The 16,114-nt window shown below is 65.6% G+C and carries 13 protein-coding genes and 2 pseudogenes; 8 read left to right on the top strand and 7 right to left on the bottom strand.

The features are described 5' to 3' along the window. Positions 1 to 282: 282 nt before the first annotated feature. Positions 283 to 475, bottom strand: a pseudogene (locus tag FB600_RS37715) (RND transporter); the annotation flags it as partial. Between the two features lie 841 nt (positions 476 to 1,316). Between FB600_RS37715 and fabD the strand changes: the two are divergent. After that, the gene (gene fabD / locus FB600_RS11280) at positions 1,317 to 3,257 is read left to right on the top strand and encodes an ACP S-malonyltransferase (RefSeq protein ID WP_145756812.1); all 1,941 of its coding nucleotides are present in this window, start codon (positions 1,317 to 1,319) and stop codon (positions 3,255 to 3,257) included. 32 nt (positions 3,258 to 3,289) lie between these two features. Here fabD and FB600_RS11275 read toward each other — a convergent pair. Beyond that, a pseudogene (locus tag FB600_RS11275) lies at positions 3,290 to 4,363 on the bottom strand (ISNCY family transposase); the annotation flags it as partial. 600 nt (positions 4,364 to 4,963) lie between these two features. On the opposite strand from FB600_RS11275, the gene FB600_RS11270 reads away from it, so the two are divergent. After that, positions 4,964 to 5,167, top strand: a complete 204-nt coding sequence (locus FB600_RS11270) for a cold-shock protein (protein ID WP_046579574.1) — start codon at positions 4,964 to 4,966, stop codon at positions 5,165 to 5,167. 46 nt (positions 5,168 to 5,213) lie between these two features. Here FB600_RS11270 and FB600_RS11265 read toward each other — a convergent pair whose 3' ends face one another. Continuing rightward, complete coding sequence (locus FB600_RS11265; RefSeq protein WP_098181907.1) at positions 5,214 to 7,505, bottom strand: heavy metal translocating P-type ATPase; 2,292 nt, start codon at positions 7,503 to 7,505, stop codon at positions 5,214 to 5,216. 298 nt (positions 7,506 to 7,803) lie between these two features. On the opposite strand from FB600_RS11265, the gene FB600_RS11260 reads away from it, so the two are divergent. The 6 genes from FB600_RS11260 (at position 7,804) to FB600_RS11235 (ending at position 13,512) form a co-directional block, all read left to right on the top strand. Then, positions 7,804 to 8,643 (top strand): universal stress protein, encoded by an 840-nt coding sequence (locus FB600_RS11260; RefSeq protein ID WP_047835517.1) that lies wholly within the window; start codon positions 7,804 to 7,806, stop codon positions 8,641 to 8,643. 39 nt (positions 8,644 to 8,682) lie between these two features. After that, positions 8,683 to 9,207 (top strand): universal stress protein, encoded by a 525-nt coding sequence (locus tag FB600_RS11255; protein WP_096748832.1) that lies wholly within the window; start codon positions 8,683 to 8,685, stop codon positions 9,205 to 9,207. After that, positions 9,204 to 10,043 (top strand): universal stress protein, encoded by an 840-nt coding sequence (locus FB600_RS11250; RefSeq protein WP_145756813.1) that lies wholly within the window; start codon positions 9,204 to 9,206, stop codon positions 10,041 to 10,043. Before FB600_RS11255 ends, FB600_RS11250 begins: the two co-directional genes overlap by 4 nt. Before the next feature lie 131 nt (positions 10,044 to 10,174). Then, positions 10,175 to 12,229 (top strand): PAS domain S-box protein, encoded by a 2,055-nt coding sequence (locus FB600_RS11245; protein ID WP_233635402.1) that lies wholly within the window; start codon positions 10,175 to 10,177, stop codon positions 12,227 to 12,229. Beyond that, the gene (locus FB600_RS11240; RefSeq protein ID WP_013698108.1) at positions 12,226 to 12,873 is read left to right on the top strand and encodes a response regulator transcription factor; all 648 of its coding nucleotides are present in this window, start codon (positions 12,226 to 12,228) and stop codon (positions 12,871 to 12,873) included. Before FB600_RS11245 ends, FB600_RS11240 begins: the two co-directional genes overlap by 4 nt. A gap of 267 nt (positions 12,874 to 13,140) precedes the next feature. Further along, positions 13,141 to 13,512: a DUF3564 family protein gene (locus FB600_RS11235; RefSeq protein WP_096748835.1), complete on the top strand. Its 372-nt coding sequence runs from the start codon at positions 13,141 to 13,143 to the stop codon at positions 13,510 to 13,512. On the opposite strand, the gene FB600_RS11230 is transcribed toward FB600_RS11235, so the two are convergent. The 4 genes from FB600_RS11230 to FB600_RS11215 form a co-directional block, all read right to left on the bottom strand. Next, on the bottom strand, positions 13,493 to 13,837 hold the full coding sequence (locus FB600_RS11230) for a hypothetical protein (RefSeq protein ID WP_096748836.1): 345 nt from the start codon (positions 13,835 to 13,837) through the stop codon (positions 13,493 to 13,495). The two genes, FB600_RS11235 and FB600_RS11230, sit on opposite strands and share 20 nt — an antisense overlap. 112 nt (positions 13,838 to 13,949) lie before the next feature. Continuing rightward, positions 13,950 to 14,192 (bottom strand): hypothetical protein, encoded by a 243-nt coding sequence (locus FB600_RS11225; protein WP_098154004.1) that lies wholly within the window; start codon positions 14,190 to 14,192, stop codon positions 13,950 to 13,952. Positions 14,193 to 14,244: 52 nt separating this feature from the next. Beyond that, positions 14,245 to 14,895: a BON domain-containing protein gene (locus FB600_RS11220; RefSeq protein WP_047835570.1), complete on the bottom strand. Its 651-nt coding sequence runs from the start codon at positions 14,893 to 14,895 to the stop codon at positions 14,245 to 14,247. A gap of 111 nt (positions 14,896 to 15,006) precedes the next feature. Then, positions 15,007 to 16,047 carry a zinc-dependent alcohol dehydrogenase family protein gene (locus FB600_RS11215; RefSeq protein ID WP_046579137.1) on the bottom strand — a complete coding sequence of 347 codons (1,041 nt, stop codon included), beginning with the start codon at positions 16,045 to 16,047 and terminating at the stop codon, positions 15,007 to 15,009. Positions 16,048 to 16,114: the final 67 nt, after the last annotated feature.

Genomic DNA, 16,114 nt, shown 5'->3' with positions numbered 1-16,114 from the left:
AGGCGCAACAGATTCCGAATTGGACGTGGCTGTCACTTGCGTTCATGGCTGACAGCAGCGGTGGATCCAGCGCGTCTGGGGGAAGTGGGGTGCGCCGGGTCGACTTGGGTTGACTGGCGTGACTTGGATGACAAACAGGTTTGCAATGAAGATCGCCTCGTTTCATTTCCGAAGCAGATCGACTCGGGGTTGGCGATCGTGCGCACCATCGTCGGACGGATCGGGGCGCGCATCGAACTCGGCGACATCGAGCCTGCCGCGCAGGCGGCGAGGATGCGGACTCTAATGCGACCCAGCCGTCGTCGTCGCCGCGTTCGCCGCATGCCATCCCCCACCGAGTGCCGTCGTCAGGTCGACAGCCGCCTCGATGCGCCGCGCATCGGTCCGATCCACCCAGCGAACTCAGATCGTCCTCCACCTGCTGGAACGCGCCCAGCACGGTCTGCCGGTAGTCGGCCACCGCGCCCTTGTATTGCTCGTCTCGTCGCCTTCCCCTGCCTCGGGAACGCATGTTGCGTGAATCCGGCGCCTGATTCGCACGCCTGCCTTCGAATAGTCCACAGTCTTGCCTGATGGCGGTCGTCCCCGGCAGACGCTGCCCGCGTCGATCGCTCGATCGGCTTTTTATCCCGGCCCGATCTCGATCGACCGAATCCCGCGAAGGTCTGTCACTTCATACGAAGCCGTTCCCTTTGAAGGGTTTCGCACCGCGCGGCCAGCAAGAACGCGAGAGCCAATTATTCAAAGGCTTTGTGCCAATTATTGTCACTTCGTCAATGGATTGTTTATTTTTACAAAGCATTGATGGCGTGGTTGATGTGAAACGATAGGAGGGAAATTGAAATTTCGGGAATTTTATTTTGTTTGATCGGAAAAAATTCCTCGCACCCGAGAGCCTGGAAAAGAGAAGATTGTTGATGACTGATGGGTGTATTTATTTTTCCGAATTCAACGCGAATTCCCGACCTCGCGAATGTGTTATCGTGCCGCGTTCGCCGCGAATCAAGGTGATTTTCGCTTGAAAAAATCGCTTCGACAAGGCGCCGCAAGCTTTGGCGGTGCCTTGTTTTAATCGGAAGTTCTTGAATTACAGCGCTATTTGACGCGTGGAAAGCTGATTTTTCATGCCTTGAATAGAGCGTTTCATTTTGTTATCGATTGGATGAATTTTTCGGTCAATTGTTGAATTTTGCGCGCCGCATAGTTGAGGTGGATTCATGAAATGCGTGGCCGACACGAACCTGGGCGCTCAAGAGCGAATGGCGCGTCAGCGATGACGGCCCGGCGATTTTGACTAACTGAAGAGGTGTCTCGTAATGGATGTTGCCTATGTATTTCCCGGACTGGGATCCCAGTTCCAGGGGATGGGCGCAGGGCTTTTTGACGCGTTTCCCGACGAAGTCACGCAGGCCGATGCGATCCTCGGCTACTCGATCCGCTCGCTCTGCGTCGAGGACGCTCAATCGGTGCTGGCCCGGACCGAATACGCGCAACCCGCGCTGTACACCGTCGGCGTGCTCGACTACCTGCAACGCCGCAACCGTGGCGACGCCGCCGGCGTCCGCTGGCTGGCCGGGCACTCGCTCGGTGAGTACTGCGCGCTGTTCGCGGCCGGCGCGTTCGATTTCGCGACCGGGCTGCGGCTCTTGCAGCGCCGCGGCGCGCTGATGAGCTCGGCGCCCAAGGGCGCGATGGCCGCCGTGATCGGCATGACGGCCGAGGCGATCCGCGCCTGCCTGCGCGAGTCGAACCTGGAATCCATCGATCTGGCGAACATCAACTCCGGCAACCAGATCATCCTGTCGGGACTGTACGACGAGGTGCGCTCGCGCGAGACCGCGGCACGCTTCGAGCAGGCCGGCGCGAGTTACGTGCTGCTCAATGTCGGTGCGGCGTTTCACTCGCGCTACATGCGCGAGGTCGAGCGCGAGTTTCACGCGTTCCTGGGCGGCGTCGAACTGCGTCCGCTGCAGGTCGACGTGATCGCCAACGTGACGGCGCGTCCCTATCCGCGCCGCGACTATGCCGGCTTGCTGAGCAGCCAGATATCGAGCCCCGTGCGTTGGTACGAGACCGTTTCGTGGCTGCTCGCGCAGGGGTGCGGCGAGATCGAGCAGATCGGGCCGGGCACCGTCCTGACCAAGCTGAGCACGGCGATCAAGGCGCGGCCGATGGTGATCGAGCCCGACCCGGCGCCGGCGGCGTCGATCGACCGGCAACCGCCGGCGGCGCCCGCGCTCTCGCCCGTGCGCCAGCCGCGCACGCAGGCCGGCCGGCGCGCCGTCTTCATGTACGGCGGGCAGGGCACGCAGTATTTCCAGATGGGCCGCCAGCTCTACGACGAACATCCGGTATTCCGCGAGCACTTCGATGCCTGCAGCGAGTTCGCCGAGCCCGAGCTCGGCGCGTCGCTGGTACGGATCGTCTACGACGAGGCCCGCGCGCCATACGATCCCTTCGATGCGATCGGGCACACCCATCCCGCCTTGTTCGCGATCGGCCATGCCTTGACGGCGGTGGCGCGCGCGGAAGGGATCGAGGCCGAGGCCGTGCTCGGTTATAGCCTCGGCGAGTACGTGGCGCTGGCGGCGGCCGGCTGCCTGTCCTGGCAGGACGGTCTGCGGCTGTGCCTGCGCCAGTCGCGCGCGATCGGCCGGACCTCGCTCGACGGCGGCATGCTCAGCGTGCTCGCGCCGCTCGATCACTTCGACGATCACCCCGAGTCGTATGCGGACCTGGAACTTGCCGGCATTAATTTCGGCGAGAACTTCTGCGTCGCCGGCCCGCGCGCTTCGCTCGAGCGCACCCGCGCGCAACTCAATGCGGCCGGCATCCTGTCGCTGGACCTGCCGGTGCGCTTCCCGTTCCATTCGAGCCATATCGACGCGATGCGCGACGAGATCCTCGCGGTGGCCGACGGCATCACGCTGAAGGCACCGGTGATCCCGGTCTATTCGCCCTCGCATGGGCGCCGTATCGACGAGCGCGACCTGGCCGATCCGGCGCGCTTCGCCTGGAACGTGGTGCGCAAGCGCGTCGACTTCCACCGTCTGGTGCGGGCGCTGGCGGCCGAGGCGCCGGCGCGCGCGTTCCTCGATCTCAGCGCCACCGGATCGCTGGCGAACTTCATCAAGTACATGTCGGTCGGCACCGGCCGAGCCCACACCCTGATCAACCAGTTCGGCAAGGACATTGCCAGCCTGGCAGCCCTGCGCGACGCATTCGAAGCCACCAAGGACCATGAGCATGCTGCCTGACCACGCTTGGTCGGTTTGGAACCGGACCGAGGTCGATACGGCAACACAGCGCCGTCAGCCTGAATCTCAATCGTGCCTTCGGGATATTCAACGACTTCCACGTACTGGTGAATGAGCTTGCGATTGGGCACCGTGTCCTGCGGCAAATACATCACCCGCTCGTACTGGACGGTCAGCGCATTCGTGATCTTGCGTGGCACCCGGTAAGCCAGGATCTGCCGTAAATACGGATCGGGCGATGTGCGTCGTGATCGCTCGCCGGCGGCTTGGCAAATCGCCGGTTAAAGTCGGCGATGAAGGAGGGCGCATAAGCATTGGCGGCCTCCCACGTGCTGATGCCGCGAAGTCGCAGCTCCTTGACGAGCCGATCTTGCAGCGTACTGTTGGCACGCTCGACACGCCCCTTGGCCTGACTCGAATTCGCGCAGAACGTCTAGATATTGAGCTCGTACAGTGCACGACCAAACTGCGTGACGCCTTTGCCCGCTGCTGCCGAACGGTCCTTCACGTAAAACACACTGGCCTTGTCGCTGTAGAGCGCGACCGGCTTGCCATGCGCCTTCAGATACTTATCGATGGCCTCGAAGTAGCTGAATGTCGATTCAGTGGCTGTAAAGTGCAACGCCATCAGACGACTGGTGGCGTCATCGACAAACACCAACAATGTGCACGCCGGCGCCCGATCCTCGAACCAGCGATGATCGCTCCCAGTCGATCTGGATCAGTTCGCCGTAGCACGCCCGTCGATTGCGCCGCTGATAGACCTTCGGCGGCCGCTGCGCACGCGGCACCCAAAGCCCGGCGGCATACATCCATTGGCGCACCGTCTCCTTGGCCAGCAAAATGCCGTGGCATTCGTGAACGATGGCTCTCGCTCGCAGGTTCATCGGCAACTGACGGTTGCTCGGTCTGCCACGCTTGGCTGAAACCAGACCGGCTGCGCCGGCCGCTTCAAAGCGGCGTTTCAGCCTCGACACCTGGCGCTCGGTCAGTCCGAGTTGCTCGGCTGCACGAACGCCGGTGAGTCGTCCTTCGACCACCGATTCAATGACTTTGACGCGTTGCAGTTCGTTCATGCTGATCGTGACCAGGCCGGGCTTGTTCATGGCAGGCTCCACCGCGTTGCGCCTCGACAGCATGCGCCTGCGGCAGGTCTGAACCGGACATTACTAAATAGCCGTCACAACACGAATTGTCGTTAATTAGGATTATGTCAAATCGTATTGCAGTGGTGGATGGCCCCATCTTTTTCTCACCAGCGCCTCCGTGACAATCTCCGCCTTGATCTTCTCTCCGACGTACATCCTGCGCAGTCGCGCTCTCCGCATCCAACTCCTTCATCCATGTCGTCGGCGACACGTCTCGCCATACTTGCTGCGCCAGTGGTCCCAGATCTCGACAAGATCCCCGGTACCCCCACGCCAGCTTCCGCGCACATGGACGCATCCATTATCTGGCCATCCGTGAACTTCGACTTCTTCATTGCGTAGAACTCACTGGGCTGGGAATTAAAATTCTGATCCCGCTTACTGGACGGGATAATTGCCTGCGTCCTCATCGGCAACTAGGATCGGCTATTGATTCAAATCAGATGCGAAGCCTACGTCAGGAGCGACTATGAGCCGGCGATCGAGATCTCAGCTTCTTGCGACGGACTTTGATCGGGACACGGCGCTATCTTCTGGTCTCTTTTCGACGAGGATGCAATGAATACTGGGACGGTCAAATGGTTCAATGACGCGAAGGGATTCGGCTTCATCACGCCCGATGATGGCGGAGAGGACCTGTTCGTTCATTTTTCCGAAATCAAGATAACGGGATTCAAGTCGCTCTACGACAACCAGCGTGTACGGTACGAAGTGCGCAACGGTCCCAAGGGAAAGCACGCAGCGGACGTGCGACCGGTTTGATTCTGCGGCAATCCATCGTGCAGGCCGGCCAGGGCGCTGTGCGCCGCTAGCTTTGCTCGCCGAGCACATGGAATAATTCGTCCTCCTGCGCGCAATGCAGGCGGACGATCGCGTCCAGCCCGTACAGCAGACGTTGAAATTCCTGAATGCCGCGCATGTCCGGCCCCTCGCCCGGAATATCCGATGTCATCCGTTCGAGCTGGCGGACGATGCGAAATATCTCGTGATGCATGCCGCTCATCGCGGCCATCGGATCGTCGCCGCCGAGCAGGCGTGCCATGTCCGGATAGACCTCGACATCGTCGTGTCGCTCATGCGGGACCAGCCGCTGAATCAGCAAGGCGTTCATGGCGGCCAGCTCGGCGGCTATCGACTCGCGCGGCAATCTTGGAAGCGCATCAGCCAGCTTCCGAATTGCCTCAACTACGGGATTCAACTCGGCGTGGCCGGCCTTCAGCCGGTCCGCATCATCGCGTGCGAGACGCCCGGTTGTCGAGGATGCGCGAATGCGCAGCACGCGCAGCGCGTTCACGATGACGGCCGCGTCGATGAGTTCCTGAAGCATCGCCCCCGGCAACGGCGGCAGGTAGCCGGCGGCGGCGACCGACATGGCCGCGATCGAGAGCGCCATGCCAGCCACCACGCTCTGAACGGCGATCCGTCGGGTCTGACGGGCAATGCGCAAGGCTTCGACGAGGCGGTCCAGGCGGTCGACGAGCAACACGATATCCGCCGCCTCCGACGAGGCCGCGGCCCCCCGCGCACCCATTGCCACGCCGACATCGGCCGCGGCAAGCGCCGGCGCATCGTTGATGCCATCGCCCACCATCACTACCGTGCCCTGCTCGCGCGCGGCGCGGATCGCCGTGAGCTTGTCGGCGGGCGACTGCTCCGCCATCACCTCGGCCACTCCGAGCGTGGCGCCGACGGTCTCGGCCACATCCCGTCTGTCGCCGGTAATCATGACGAGCCTTTCGATGCCCTCCTGCCGGAGCAGCCTGAGCGCCCGAGGCGTCTCCATCCGGATCTGGTCAGCCAGCTGGATGGCGCCCGCCATCGCGCCGTCGATGCTCACGAAGACGGCCGAGGCGCCTTCGCTGGCGACGCGCCGCAGGAATGCCCGGCTCCATGCGCTTGGCGCCGCGGCCGTCGAAACATAGGCAAACGAACCTATCGCGATGGTGCGCCCCTCCACCGTGCCCGTCACGCCCGCGCCGGGCTGCTCGACGACATGGGCGGGCAGCCCGAGGGCAAGCCGACGCTCGCGTGCCGCCAGGGTCACGGCCTCGGAGATCACGTGATCGCTCGCCTGGGCAAGCGAGGCCGCCAGGCGCAATACGGTGTCCGGCACCATGCCCGGTTCGCATTCGATGGCCACCAGACGGGCATGGCCGCCGGTCAGCGTGCCGGTTTTGTCGAAGAACAAGAGATTCGCTCGTGCAAGCCGCTCAAGGGCGCCGCCGGTCTTCACGAGCACGCCGCGGCTGGCGCAACGCGACAATCCGGAAACGATCGCAACGGGCACCGCCAGGATCAGCGGGCACGGCGTGGCAACGACGAGCACCGCCAGGGCCCGCGCGGCCTCGCCGGTGAGGAGCCAGCTGCCGCCGGCCAGGGCCAGGGCCATCGGAATGAACAGCAATGCATAGCGGTCGGCCAGGCGCGCACCGGGGCTGCGCTCGCGCTGCGCGGACTCCACCATGCGGACGACGCCCGCGAACGTGCTGTCGCGTGCCTGCGCCGCGGCCACCATCTCGAACGCCCCCCCAGCGTTGACCACGCCGCTGCGCACGACCTCTCCCGGCTCGCGCGACTGGATCGCCGACTCGCCGGTAAGCGCCGATTCATCCAGCTGGGCCGGGCCGGCAAGCGTCCCGTCCACCGGGACGAACTCTCCGCCGCGAACCAGCAGCCGATCCCCCGGGCACACGACGTCCGGTTCCGTGTCGCGCCATTCCCCGGCCTCGAAACGATGGGCGCGGCGCGGCGCGTGCGCGAGCAGCGCCATCATTTCCCCCCGCGAGCGCCGCTGGGCATGGTGCTCCAGCGCACGCCCGGTCGCCAGCATCAAGGCGATCACCGCGGCGGTGAGTGCTTCGCCCAGAGCCAGCGCAAACCCCATGGCAAGCAGCGCCAGCAGATCGATGCCCCCTTCGCGGCGGCGTAGCGACTGGATCATGGAGGCCGACAAGGCCAGAAGGACCGGCACCGCGCCCGCGGTCCACGATGCTGCCGCCATCTCGCGCCGGCCCAGTGCGGCCAACAGGATCCCTGCTGCCAGGCTCAAGGCGGCGAGCGGCAACAGCACGAAATCGATGGATCGCGACAGGCTTCGCATGGTGGGGACAGAGGGCGAGTCCGGGTTGGGGAGCGAGGCAGATCCTGGCGGTTCGGCCAGATGAACGCCGCGGCGATTCATGCCGCAGTCTATGAACCGGTTTTTGCGGCGGCTTGACTGGCATCAAACCATACCGCCGGACGGCCGTCCGACTCGCGTGCGTGCCGGCGCGCACGGACATTCCTGTCGAGGCCGATGCGGTGAAATGGGCGATTGACTTGCGTCAATCGCCGAACCAGGCCGCTCACTAGACTGGGCCGCACGGATAGTTGCTCAACCTGCTCGGGGAGCCATCGTAATGAGCTACCAGACCATTCTGGTCCATCTGGACACCAGCGCGCGCGCGCATGCGCGACTGGACATCGCCCTGCGCCTGGCAAAGCGGTTCGACGCCTGGTTGATCGCGCTCTATGCCGTACACACCCCGGACCCCGGCTCGTTCGAGGTCATGGCGGGCTCCGCAGAGTACTACATCGACCATGCACGCGAACGCAAGGAGCGCCACGGTGCGATCAAGCGGCTGTTTCACGCCGAGTTGAATCGCGCGGAGGTCAAGGGAGAATGGATCGATGCCGTGGAGCCGGCCAATCGCAGCGTGGTGAGCCACGCGCATTATGCCGATCTAGTGATCGCCGGCCAGGACGATCCGAACGATCCCGAAACCTTCATCGACGATCGCTTCCCCGAGACGATCGTGATGTCAGCCGGAAGGCCGGTCCTGCTGATTCCCATGCGCGGGGAATTCCCGGTCCTCGGCAATCGCGTACTGGTCGGCTGGGACGGTGGTCGCGAAGCGACGCGCGCCGTGCACGACGCGCTGCCCTTTCTCGAAGGCGCGCGGCAGACCCTGCTCGTCACCGTCAATGGCCTGACCGACGAGCCGCCTGGCTCGCGCATCCCCGGCGCGGACATCGCTTGCCACCTCGCCCGCCACGGTGCCGTGGTCGAAGTGCAGGAACTCGTGCGCGGGCCGTCGGCCTCGATCGGCGACGTGCTGATATCGCGCGCCAGCGAAACCGGCGCGGACCTGCTGGTGATGGGAGCCTACAGCCATGCGCGCTGGCGTGAAATCGTGCTCGGCGGCACCACCCGCACTGCCCTGTCGTCGATGACGTTGCCGGTGCTGATGTCGCATTGATCGATGCCGCGGCGTCTCTCCGGACTCCAGGAAGCCACCATGTATTCACGCATACTCGTCGCGATCGACGGCAGCCGCACCTCCTCGCGCGCGCTCGACGTCGCGCTCCAGATCGCGGCGGACAACGCGGCGACGCTCGAGACTCTATACGTCATTGATTTCCCGGTGGCCGCGCTCGATGCACCGGGCTACGATCCCTCGATTTTTCTCGACGCGGCGCGCGCCGAAGGCCAGCGGCTCGGTGCCGATGCCGCGCAGCGGATGGCCGCGCACGGCGTGAAGGGTACGCAGCTCGTGCTCGAAACCGAGCCGATCGGCGAGGATATCGCCGCCACCATCGAGCGCGCCGCCCGCGCCTGGCCTGCCGAACTGCTGGTGATGGGCACGCACGGCCGGCGCGGCTGGCGGCATCTGATGCTCGGCAGCGTCGCGGAGCGCACGCTGCGAATCGCGACCTGCCCGGTCCTACTGGTCCCCGCCCGCATGGTCGCCGCCGAGCCCAAGGACGAACTGGCCGGCGCGCCGGCCGATATCGCCGACGATACCGCAAAGGCCTCCTCATGACTTACAAGACCATCCTGGTTCACCTCGACGCAGCCGCCTTCTGCGAGGCACGCCTGGCATTCGCCATCGAACTCGCACAGCGCCACGACGCCCACCTGATCGGGCTGTGCCTCACGCCGTCCGAGCGTCCCGCACAACGCTTCAGCGCCGCCGAGCAACAGCAGTTGGCCGAGTACGAGCAGCAGTTGACCGGCCGGCGACAGCATGCGCAGGACGCTTTCACCAGCGCGCTGGCCCGTGCCGGCTGCCGCGGCGAATGGCATGCGCCCGCCGCACGCGCGGTCGAGGCGGCCGTGCTCCATGCGCGCCATGCCGACCTGGTGGTGCTTGGCCAGCGCGATCCCCAGGATGACGCGACCCAGCTCGCCAAGCACTTCACCACCGATGTGCTGATGCAATGCGGGCGCCCCGTGCTGATCCTCCCCCATGGGGCAAGCCCAGACGCGGGCTTCGACAATGTCCTGATCGCCTGGGACGGCAGTCGCGAGGCCGCGCGTGCCGTGAGCGATGCCCTGCCGCTGCTGAAGCCGGCCCGCTTCGTGACCATCGAGACCGTGCGGCAGTTCCGCCAGGCCTTGCCTGACGAAACACCCGCGGACGGCATGTCGATCGCGGGATTTCTCGAACGCCACGGCATCCGCGCGGCATTCGGAACCACGCATCGCGATCTGACGTACGGCACCGGCGGCACTCTGCTGAACCGTGCCAGCGATCTGCATGCCGACCTGCTGGTGATGGGAGCCTATGGACATGCGCGGCTGACGGAACTGATGCTGGGCGGGGTCACGCGCAGCCTGCTCGAAACGATGACGGTTCCGGTGCTGATGTCGCATTGACGGTCATATCGGAGCACACTCTATTGCGCACCGGCCCCCTGCCCGTCACCACGTGTTCATCAGACTTGATGGCGGGCCCGCCGTCCGTTCCGGTTTCGAGGGCTAACCCTGAGATGATCGGCGATCGAAGCATGACCCAGGCCAGCCGGCTCCGCTCGTCCCTGCGCGGTCCGCGACGGCCGCGCTTGCTGTCAGCCTCGCTGGTTCTGCTGGCCGGCGTGGGCATCTCGTTGGCGGCGGCCAGCCTGGTGCACCGGCAGGCAGTGGAGACCCAGCGAAACGCCTTCGACCAGCGTATCGCCGCGGTCAGCTCGGCCCTGCGTCAGCAACTGCTGATGGCAACAGCGCTATTGCGCGGCGCGCAGCGGTGGTCCATGTCCAACACGGTGCCGGATCGCCTGTCGAAACCCGGCGTGCTCGACCAGACCGAACTCGACCGGGCGCGTTCGCCGATCGGCGAATTGGCCTATCTCGCGGCCGACTCCGTATTCGGCCGGCGGACCTCGGGGACCACCAGGGCTGCGAGTGGCACGCACGCGGCCGCGGCAGACCCGGGGCTGCGCGAAGCGCTCCAGCGCCTGGCGGGCACGGACCGGATCATGCTGCATGGCCCCCCGCTTTCGGCCGAGGGGACTGAAGCAGCCGACTGCGAGATCTCGGCGCTTGGCCTCTACCTGCCCGTCTATCGCGGTACAGCACCCGTGGCCAACGAGACCACCCGCTCCCCTCGCGCGCTCGCCGGCTTCCTGACGATCGCGTTCGACATACCGCGCTTCACCGCCTTGATCAATCAGGGGCAGACACCTATCACGCTGCGCGTGCTCGCCGGAGATCCCCCGGCAAGCCCTCGCGTCGGCGCCGGCGCCGAGCTCGGGCGCGCCCTGCTTCAGCGCACCACCGCGATCAGCTTCGCGGGCACGAAGCTGGCCCTGGAATTCGCCGCCGAGGACCGGGTCGGTTCGCTGCGCGCGGACACCACCGCATCGTCCATCGCCTTCATCGGCACGGTTTGCGCGCTGCTGGCGAGCGCCGCCGTGCTTGGTCCGAAGCGTTCCGGCTCCGAGACCGAACGCCGGATCGACGAGCCCTTGAACGAGACACGCCTGATCGGCATCATCCGCTCCTCGATGGAGGCGATCATCACCATCGACGAATCCCAGACGATACTGATTTTCAACCCGGCCGCCGAGCGCGTGTTCGGCGTCTCGGCGATGGAGGCGATCGGCGGCCCCCTGGGCCGTTTCATTCCCGAACGCTATCGCGAGGCCCACGAGCGGCACATCGCCCAATTCGGCGCCACCGGCGTGTCGGAGCGGCAAATGGGGCCGCACTGCCCGCTGTTCGGCTTGCGGGTCGACGGCGAGGAATTCCCGATCGAGGCGTCGATCTCGCAACTTCGCGACGGCGCCGGCAAGTTCTACACGGTCGTGCTGCGCGACGTCACCGAACGGCTGCGCAACGAGAACGCCCTGAAACTTTCACGTGAGGAACTGCGTGAGCTGTCCGCCAACCTGCAACACGTGCGGGAGGAGGAAAAGACCCGCATCGCCCGCGAACTGCACGACGACCTCGGACAGCAACTCAGCGCACTGAAAATGGACATGTCGGCCGCCTCCCAGGCGCTGAGCCGTGTCCACGGCGGCCCGGCGGACGCCGCGTTGCTCGCGACGGCTGGCAGCAAGCTCGACAGCATGTGGCGGCTGATCGACTCGGCGCTGGCCTCGGTGCGGCGCATCGCGGCCGACTTGCGGCCGGTGATGCTCGACGACCTCGGACTGGTTCCGGCCATCGAGTGGCTGGCGAACGACTTCGCAAGCCGCTACGGCATCGAGGTGGTGCAGGACGTCCGCCTCGGCGACCAGGTACTCAACAGCCTGGGCTCGACCACGCTGTTCCGGATCGTTCAGGAAGCCTTGACCAATGTCGCCAGGCATGCGGACGCCACCCGCGTGGACCTTTGCCTGAAGGTGGTCGAGGATGCCTGCGTGCTGCGCATCGTCGACAACGGGCGTGGCGCCCGGATCGACCGGCCGCGCGAGACCAAATCGTTCGGCTTGATCGGCATCAGGGAACGCGCGCACTTGCTGAACGGCAGCGTGTCGCTCGACAGTCCGCCGGAGGGGGGCTTCTCGTTGACCGTGAGCCTGCCGATGGCCATGGTGCAGCAAGGAGCGGCACAGACATGATCGAGGTACTTCTGGCCGACGACCACGCGATGGTGCGTGACGGCCTGCGATACATCCTGCAGCACGAGGCCGGATTCGAGGTGGCGGGGGAAGCCTGGGACCACGCTACCACGCTCGCGCTGGTACGCGGCACCGATGCGCAGGTGCTGGTGCTCGACCTGTCCATGCCGGGCGGGAGCGGAACCGAGCTGCTCCGGAAGATCAAGGAGGAACGGCCGGCACTACGCGTGCTGGTACTGACCATGCATGCCGAGCAACAATACGCGGTGCAGGTCTTCCGTGCAGGGGCGTCGGGATACATGACCAAGGAGAGCGCCGGCACCGAGCTGATCAGCGCGCTCGCCAGGATCGCCGCAGGCGGCGTCTACGTCAGCCTGACCATGGCGGAGCGCCTCGCGCAAAGCCTCAACGAAGGCGCGGAAAGCCTGCCGCATGAGCGGCTGTCCAGCCGCGAGCTCCAGGTGTTGCGGCTTATCGCGGCAGGCGACACCGTCGGTGACATCGCCCATCAGCTGGGTCTGAGCGTGAAAACCGTCAGCACCTACAAGGCGCGCATTCTCGAGAAGATGAAGCTGCCGCACGAAGCCGCGCTGGTGCGCTACGCGAGCCAGCACCGGCTCGTCGACGATTCGCTCGATACCTGAACGGCCCCGCCGTTCCGGCGGATCGACGATGCACCGCGCCGGCTGCCCGCTACCCCGCATGCACGTATTCGGCTCCGCCGGCCATTGACCTTCGTCAATCGATTTCGCACGACACGACCCAGACTGGCAGTGAACCGTATCCGGCCGCCGGCCGAGACGATGCCGCGACCGGCATGATCTGGCCCCGGCCAGGATTCTCCCGATGAAACGCGAGACGCGCCAGCAGGCTCGTCGCGAACGCTTGCCGCCCCTGCCCAGGAGTCCATCGTGCGAATCACCCTGCATCTCGACAGCTTCGCGCGCACCCGCGCGTCCGACTATGCCATCGTCTGGATCGACACCGCCACGCGACGCTGGTCTCGCGAAGGCCACGCCGGCATCGAACTGCCGGCCTGGGGCACGCTCGCCTGCGAAAACGGCGGCGTCCGGATGATGGCGCAAGACAAGGGCAGCACGCACTGCAGCCTCGAAGATCTCGATCTCGCCGCCGGCAGCGGGCCTTTCGAGGGCCAGAGCGGCTGCGCATACTGGCAGCCAGGCGGGTGCCGGGAGCCGGTGCCCGGTAGTTGGCGGGTGCAGTGCATCGACCTGTCGAGCACGCCGCCGGAGCACGAGGTGTTCACCGGTCAGGAAGATTGATCGTCTCATCGCGATCGGCCGGCAAGCCGAGCCCGCCAGCGCATAGCCATTGCTCGGCGCCGTCGAACGCGCGTCGCAGGGCCTCGATCGGATCGCTTCCCGTCACGTTGGGCAGCGGCACGAATCGACCGTCGCGGGCGATCAGGTCGAGCCTGACGTCGTAGCAGGCCTGCCCGGCTTCCCGGCGGTACGACTCGATGGCGACGTGGCAACTGGACAAGCGCGCGGCGAAGCGTTCCAGGCGTATCAGTTGAATCCCCGCCTCGGCTTCAAGTCGGGCGGCCCCGGCGAAACCGAAATAGACGATCTGCATGCCAACGCCCATTGTTCGCTCTCCTGAACTTGGCCGGTAGCAACAAGCGCGCGAGACGGCTGCCCAATGCCGGCGATAACGCATGCCTGCGTGCCGGCGCCCATGCGTCGACCACCGCGCACCCTCACGCATATGGACGAGCCAGACCGCGCCTGCGGGCGATCCACATCATCCCTTCGTGCAAGCCGTCCAGCATCGCGTCCTGCTCCGAGCGAAACATCCCGCCATGCACGAACTCCCGACGAAGCGGCGCGGGCTCCACGCGCTGCAGCACATGAACCCGGCACTCGAAGGCACCATCGGGACGCAGCTCGGTGCACACGCCTATCGTCCAGTCGCCGTCCCTCACTACGCCCTGCATGCTCATCGCCGTCCTCCCGTCTTGCCGTCGATCGACACCTCGAGCGCGGCCGTCCCGTTCATTCGACCACCAGATCGTCCACCACCGCGCGCACGCCGCGCGCCGACCATGCCGAACCGCGTGCCGCCTTGCGCATGGCGTAGGAACCGACCTTCCCGCTCAACGTGACCGTACCGTCCTTCACCGCCACCTCGATATGCCTGGCCTCGCGTTGCGCATGGCGTTCGAGAGCGCGGCGGATGTTCCCGCAGATTTCATCGGCACCGACATCGCCAAGAATCTCGATATGGTCGCGCACGCCCTGCACGCCACGCATTTGCGAGATCGCCCGCACGGCGACATGGCTCTGGTAGGCCCAGGCCACGCGGCCGGAGAGTGTGACCCAGCCGTGCTCGACCTGCACGTGGATCGCTTCGTCGTGCGTGCCGACCGTCCAGTGCAGGACCGAGCGCACCGCCTGCGCCAGCTCCAGATCGTCGCGCCGCTCGCTATCGGCCAGTCGGACCTCGAGATCCGACACCACGGCCCGCACGCCCGACACGCGTTGCGCCGCGCGTTCCACCGCCAGCTTGGCCGCATAGCTCGCCGGATGACCCGACAGGGCCACCACGCCATTGACGACCTTGACGCCCCAGGTCCCGGCGTGGATCGCCGGGTCGCCCGACAACTCCTCTTCCACTTCCCGCTTCAGTTGCTCGTCGCTTTTCACCTTCGCTCTCCTGTTGTTGCCGCGCGCATGCGGCATGCCGGACGCTGATTCCCTGTCGAATGCCGCCGGCGCGGATACGAGTCGAGCCGGAACGCACCCGGTACGGCGCGCTCAGGCCATCTCCACGATCACCTTCAGGACCCGGGTGTCGGCCGCGTGGGCGAAGCTGTCGTAGGCCTCCACCATCTGCCCGAGCTTGAAGCGGTGCGTGATCAGGCACTTGGGATCGAGTCGGCCGGCGTGCACGGTTTTCATCAGCATCGGCGTGCTCGAGGTGTCGACCAGACGCGTCGTGATCGAGATGTTGCGGTCCCACAGCCGCTCGAGATGAAGATCGGCCTTGACGCCATGCACGCCGATGTTGGCGACCACCCCGCCCGGCGCGACCACCGCCGTGCACAATTCGAATGTCGCCGGAATGCCGACGGCCTCGATCGCGCAGTCTACGCCGACGCCGTCGGTCAGCCGCAGGATGGCGGCAGCCGGATCTTCGTCGTGTCCGTCGATGCAATCGGTGGCACCGAAGCGCCGTGCCACCTCGAGGCGGTTGGCGTCGGGATCGACCATCAGGATCCGCGCGGGGGAGTAGAAGCTCGCCGTCAGCAAGGCCGCCAGGCCGATCGGGCCGGCACCGACGATCGCGACGGTGCAGCCGGGCTGCACCTTGCCGTTCAGCACGCCGCACTCGAAGCCGGTCGGCAGGATATCGGAGAGCATCACCAGCGCGTCCTGGTCAGCTCCCGCGGGAATCCGGTACAGGCTGGTCTGCGCGTGGGGAATGCGCACGTATTCCGCCTGGGTACCGTCGATCCGATGGCCCAGTATCCAGCCGCCGGTTTCGCAATGGGAATACAGCCCGCGCCGACAGTACCCGCATTGGCCGCACGAGGAAATGCAGGACACGAGCACCGCATCGCCCACGGCCAGCGAGGTCACCGCGTCGCCGAGCTGCTCGATGACGCCGACGCCTTCGTGGCCGAGCACCCGGCCGGGCTCGCAGGTCGGCACATCCCCCTTGAGGATATGCAGGTCGGTACCGCAGATGGTCGTGCGTGTCATCCTGACAATCGCGTCCGTGGCTGCCGCCAGTTGCGGTATCGGACGCTCGTCGAGCGATTTTCGGCCGGGGCCGTGGTACACCAGCGCTTTCATATCTCGTCTCCATGCGTGGGAAGGTTCGCCTACAGCGCACTCTAGGAACTCGGCACGCTACCCGATT

This window comes from Burkholderia sp. SJZ089 (assembly GCF_007828315.1).
Taxonomy (GTDB): domain Bacteria; phylum Pseudomonadota; class Gammaproteobacteria; order Burkholderiales; family Burkholderiaceae; genus Burkholderia; species Burkholderia gladioli.
Note: the sequence above shows the minus strand (reverse complement) of the source record. Positions and strands in the feature narration are given on the sequence as shown.

Bases quoted from the DNA above. Each gene is read 5' to 3' on its own strand.
- FB600_RS11250 (WP_145756813.1), top strand. From the start codon at position 9,204: ATGACTTACAAGACCATCCTGGTTCACCTCGACGCAGCCGCCTTCTGC.
- FB600_RS11240 (WP_013698108.1), top strand. From the start codon at position 12,226: ATGATCGAGGTACTTCTGGCCGACGACCACGCGATGGTGCGTGACGGC.
- FB600_RS11265 (WP_098181907.1), bottom strand. From the start codon at position 7,505: ATGCGAAGCCTGTCGCGATCCATCGATTTCGTGCTGTTGCCGCTCGCC.
- fabD (WP_145756812.1), top strand. From the start codon at position 1,317: ATGGATGTTGCCTATGTATTTCCCGGACTGGGATCCCAGTTCCAGGGG.
- FB600_RS11215 (WP_046579137.1), bottom strand. From the start codon at position 16,047: ATGAAAGCGCTGGTGTACCACGGCCCCGGCCGAAAATCGCTCGACGAG.
- FB600_RS11245 (WP_233635402.1), top strand. From the start codon at position 10,175: ATGACCCAGGCCAGCCGGCTCCGCTCGTCCCTGCGCGGTCCGCGACGG.
- FB600_RS11225 (WP_098154004.1), bottom strand. From the start codon at position 14,192: ATGAGCATGCAGGGCGTAGTGAGGGACGGCGACTGGACGATAGGCGTG.
- FB600_RS11255 (WP_096748832.1), top strand. From the start codon at position 8,683: ATGTATTCACGCATACTCGTCGCGATCGACGGCAGCCGCACCTCCTCG.
- FB600_RS11270 (WP_046579574.1), top strand. From the start codon at position 4,964: ATGAATACTGGGACGGTCAAATGGTTCAATGACGCGAAGGGATTCGGC.
- FB600_RS11260 (WP_047835517.1), top strand. From the start codon at position 7,804: ATGAGCTACCAGACCATTCTGGTCCATCTGGACACCAGCGCGCGCGCG.
- FB600_RS11230 (WP_096748836.1), bottom strand. From the start codon at position 13,837: ATGGGCGTTGGCATGCAGATCGTCTATTTCGGTTTCGCCGGGGCCGCC.